Annotated in this window: 2 protein-coding genes; both read right to left on the reverse strand. The window is 71.2% G+C overall.

Translation table 11 applies throughout. The annotated features are described in order from the left end of the window. A partial coding sequence (locus ACIQCZ_RS42420; protein WP_384775547.1) for a beta-ketoacyl synthase N-terminal-like domain-containing protein occupies nt 1-199 on the reverse strand: 199 nt, incomplete at its 3' end. Next, nucleotides 196-4,377 (reverse strand): SDR family NAD(P)-dependent oxidoreductase (locus ACIQCZ_RS42425; RefSeq protein ID WP_402291554.1); only part of this gene is annotated, 4,182 nt, incomplete at its 5' end. The genes ACIQCZ_RS42425 and ACIQCZ_RS42420, both read right to left, overlap by 4 nt.

Below are 4,377 nucleotides of genomic sequence, written 5' to 3' on the forward strand. Positions count from 1 at the left end.
CATCCCCACCACCCGACAACAACTCCCAAAAACCCTCCGGAGAATCAATGCCACCCGGCAACCGGCACGCCATCGACACCACCGCAATCGGCTCGGTGCGGGCGGCCCGTTCCGAGTCGAGGTCCTTCTCAGCCTTGAGCAACGCAGTCGTGGCACGCCTCAGGTAGGACTCGAGCTTCTCGACGTCGGACGCGCTCATGAACTGACTCCAAACTTGTCGTCAAGGAACTGCAGAAGGTCTTCGGTGTTGTCGGCTTCCAGCTCGGCCGTCGTGTCCGGGACGACGACGGTCCTCGCAAGCCCGTCCTTGAGGTCGAGGAAGGCTGATGCCAAGCCCTCCGTCTCCAGTTGCTTGGGCGTCGCCGCCCGAAGCAGCTCCACCAGGCCGTCGATCTGTGCCGCTGTCAGGGCGCGCACGGCTCCTCTGCGGGCGGGGGAGCTCCCCGGGGCCTCCGCCGGGGCGAGCCGTTCCAGCAGGAACGCCGCCACGGCGTCGGGCGTCGGATGGTCGAAGGCGAGCGTGGCGGGCAGTGCGATGCCCGCCTCGGCCGACAGGCGGCGTCGCAGCTCGACCGCCATCAAGGAGTCGAGTCCGACTTCCTTGAAGACCTGGTGGGCGCCCACACTCTCCGAGTCCGGCAGGCCGAGCACCACGGAGGCCTCGCGTTGAACCGTCTGGAGCACCGTGCGCCGGCGTTCCTTGTCGGACAGCTGGGCCAGTCTGTCCTTGAGGGCGGCCGCCGGTGCTCCCGAGTGCTGGGCGCGGCGGAGGCGGTTGCGGAGCATGCCTCTTAGCAGCACGGGAACGTCTTCTCCCTTGTCGTCGCCCCGCTGCAGTGCGTCCAGTTCCAGTCCGACCGCCACGAGGTGCGGCTCCGGGTGGTACAGCGCGGTGTCCAGCAGTCGCAGGGCCTGCTCCGCGGTGAGGGCGGAGATGCCCTGGCGTCGCATCCGGGCCAGGTCCGCCTGCCCCAGGTTGTCGGTCGGTCCGTTGCCGGCGGCTTCCCACAGTCCCCAGGAGACGCTGGTGGCGGGCAGTCCCTCGGCACGACGGCGCGCGGCCAGGGCGTCCAGGAAGGTGTTCGCGGCGGCGTACGTGGACTGGCCCGCGCCGCCGAACACCCCGGCCACCGAAGAAAAAAGCACGAACGCGGCCAGGTCCAGCTCCCGGGTGAGCCGGTGCAGATGGACGGCGCCGGCCACCTTCGGGCCCAGTACCTTCCACAGTCGCTCCGGGTCCTGTGCCGTCAGCAGTCCGTCGTCCAGCGCGGCCGCAAGGTGCACAACCCCCGTCCAGGGGTGTGCGTCCGGCGCCGTGGCCAGGAGCCGCGCGAGCTGTTCCCGGTCCGTCACGTCGCAGGACTCGATCCGGACGGTCGTGGCGCCGGCCGCCTCCAGTTCGCTCACGACGTCGGACGCGCCCGGGGCCTGCGGGCCACGCCGTGAGGTGAGGACCAGGTGGCGCACCCCGTGCTCGCGGACGAGATGGGCGGCGACCTGGCGGCCCAGTTCACCGGTGCCCCCGGTGATCAGGACGGTTCCCCGGGGGTCCATGCGGCGAAGCGCTCCGTCGCTCTCGGCCGAACCCCGGACCCGGACCAGGTGGGCGGCGAGGATCTCCTCGCCGCGGACCACGAGTTCCGGTTCGTCGGCCACCGCCAGTGCCTGTCGCAGAGCCGGTGTGTACGCGTCGATGTCGACAAGGCGGACTGTTCGCTCGGCGAACTCCGTGCGTGCCGAGCGCACCAGGCCCCACAGGCCGGACCGGGTCAGGTCCCGGACGCCGTCCACGCCGTCAACGGCGTCCTCGGTGTCTCGTGTGTTTCCTGCGTTCACGGCTCCGCGGGTCACCCACACCAGCTCGGCAGCGGCCAACCGGTCATCGGTCAGCAGTCGCCGCAGTGTCGCCAGTGCGTCGGCCGTCAGCCTTCGGACAGCCCCGATGCCGTCGTCGTCCCGGTCTTCCGACGCGCCTCGCGCACCAACGGGGTCCGAGTCCTCCGTCGCATCAACAACCAGTCGAACGGGCGTTTCCCACCCGTCTCCGACAGCGGCAAGGAAAGCATCCACATCAGCCACATGTTCAGTCCCCAATACATTCGAGAGAACACCGTCACCACCAAGGACCCAGGTCCGTACGGCCGCCGAGGGGGCCGTCGGACGCACCGGCCGGAATCCGACCCGGTACAGGTGCTGCACGGGTCGTCCGGACCGGATCTGCTCCGCGCTCGCCTCACGCAGCCGCAGCGTTCCCGCGGCGGCCACGGGCCTGCCCTGCGCATCCGCCACCCACAGCCGGGCGCTGGACCGCGCGGTGTCCAGGTCGACACGGACCCGGAGGGTCGAGCTGCCCTCGGCGTGGAGTTCCACGTCCTCCCACTCGAAGGGCAGCAGCACCCGGCGGTCGGCCTCGTCGAGGTCCCGGACCGCCTGGAGCGTGTGGAGTGCCGCGTCCAGGAGGGCCGGGTGCACCCCGTAGTCCTGTCCCTGCACCCCTTCGGGCAACCGCACCAGGCCGTAGGCCGTGTCGCCGTCGCGCCACAGCTCGGTCAGCCCCTGGAACGCCGGGCCGTACCCGACGCCCTGGGCGGCGAGCCGCTCGTAGAACCCCTCCAGGGAGACCGGTTCCGCGCCGGCCACCGGCCAGGACCGCAGGCCGTCGAAGCCTTCGTCACCGGTGTCCGCGCCGCCGTCGAGCAGTCTGCCCGTGGCGTGGCACGTCCAGTGTTCCTGTTCCGACTCGGGCCGCCCGTAGATGGCGATGGACCGCTCACCGCTCAAGTCGGCTGCTCCGACCGTAACTTGGATGTGCACTCCGTCGGCGTCCAGGATCAGCGGTTCGGACAGGGTGAGTTCACCGACCCGCCCCGCACCGCTCTCCCGCGCGGCCACGAGTGCCAGTTCCAGCAGTCCGGTGCCGGGGGCCAGAACGGTGCCGAAGGCGGCGTGGTCCATCAGCCACGGGTGGGTGGCTGTCGACAGGCGGCCGGTGAGCAGGTGTCCTTCGCCGTTGGCCATCGCGGAGACGGCCCCCAGCCAGGGGTGCCGTGCCGGGGCGAGGCCCATCGAGTTCGCGTCGCCGACGGGCCGGACGGTCTCCGTCCAGTAGCGCTCGCGCTGGAAGGCGTACGTGGGAAGGGGGACGAAGGTGCCGGTGGGTGCGCCCAGGGCGCGGTCCCAGTCGACCTCGTAACCCTGGACGTGCAGCAGGGCGAGCGTCCCGTGCAGCTCGCCGAGGCCGCCCCGGCCCCGCTGGAGGCTCGGCACCACGAGGCCGTCCGTCTCACCGAGGCCGTTCGTCAGCGGCATGACCAGGACGGGGTTCGGGCTGACTTCGACGAAGACATCGTGCCCGTCCTCGATCAGCTTCGCCTGGGCCAGGTCGAGGCGTACCGGCTCACGCAGGTTGCGGCACCAGTAGTCCGCGTCCAGTTCACGGCCGTCGACGAGATTCCCGGTCACCGTCGAGTAGAACGGCACGTCGGTCTGCCGGGGGCGCAGTACGGCGAACTCCGCCCGCAGTCCGGGCAGGAGCGGGTCCATGTGGGCGCTGTGCGACGCGCAGGCCGCGTTGAGCTTCCCGCACGCGATGTCGGCGTCGTCGAGCTCGATCAGTACGTCCTCGACCGCGTCGACGTCGCCGGAGATCACGGTCCACCGGTCGGTGTTGACCGCCGCGATCGACAGGGCGTCTCCGTACGGTGCGATGTGTTCGCGCACCTGGGCGAGGGGCAGTTCGATCACGGCCATCTCGCCGCCGCCGCCGTCGGACTGGAGGACCCGGCTGCGGAGTGCCACGATGCGGGCGCCCTCGTCGACGGTGAGTGCGCCGGCGACGACGGCCGCGGCCACTTCTCCCTGGCTGTGGCCGACCACGGCGGAGGGTTCGAGTCCCAGCTCCCGCCAGGCCGCAGCCAGGCCGACGTACATGGCGAACAGCACGGGCTGGACGACGTCCAGTCGCTCGAACGGAAGGCTTCCCCGGTCCTCGCCGCGCAGCCGGTCGAGGACCGACCAGCCGGTGTGGGGCCGCAGTGCCGCGTCGCAGGCGCTCACCTTTTCGCGGAAGGAGGGGCTCTGGTCCAGCAGGTCCCGGCCCATGCCCTCCCAGTCGGTGCCCTGTCCCGGGAAGACGAATACGGTCCTGGTCCGTTCGGCGGCCCGCCCCTGGACGAGACCGGGGTCCGGGACGCCGTCGGCGAGGGCGCGGAGTGCTTCCACGGCGCGGTCGAGGGTCGGGGCGGTGATGGCGGCTCGGGAGGCGAAGTGCGTACGGTGACGGGCAGCCGTCACCGCCACATCCACCAGGCGGATGTCCTCACGCCCGGAGAGCCACGACGCCCAGCGTCCGGCCTGCTCCCGCAGGGAGGCCTCGTC

The sequence above is a fragment of the Streptomyces sp. NPDC093149 genome (assembly GCF_044754145.1).
Taxonomy (GTDB): domain Bacteria; phylum Actinomycetota; class Actinomycetes; order Streptomycetales; family Streptomycetaceae; genus Streptomyces.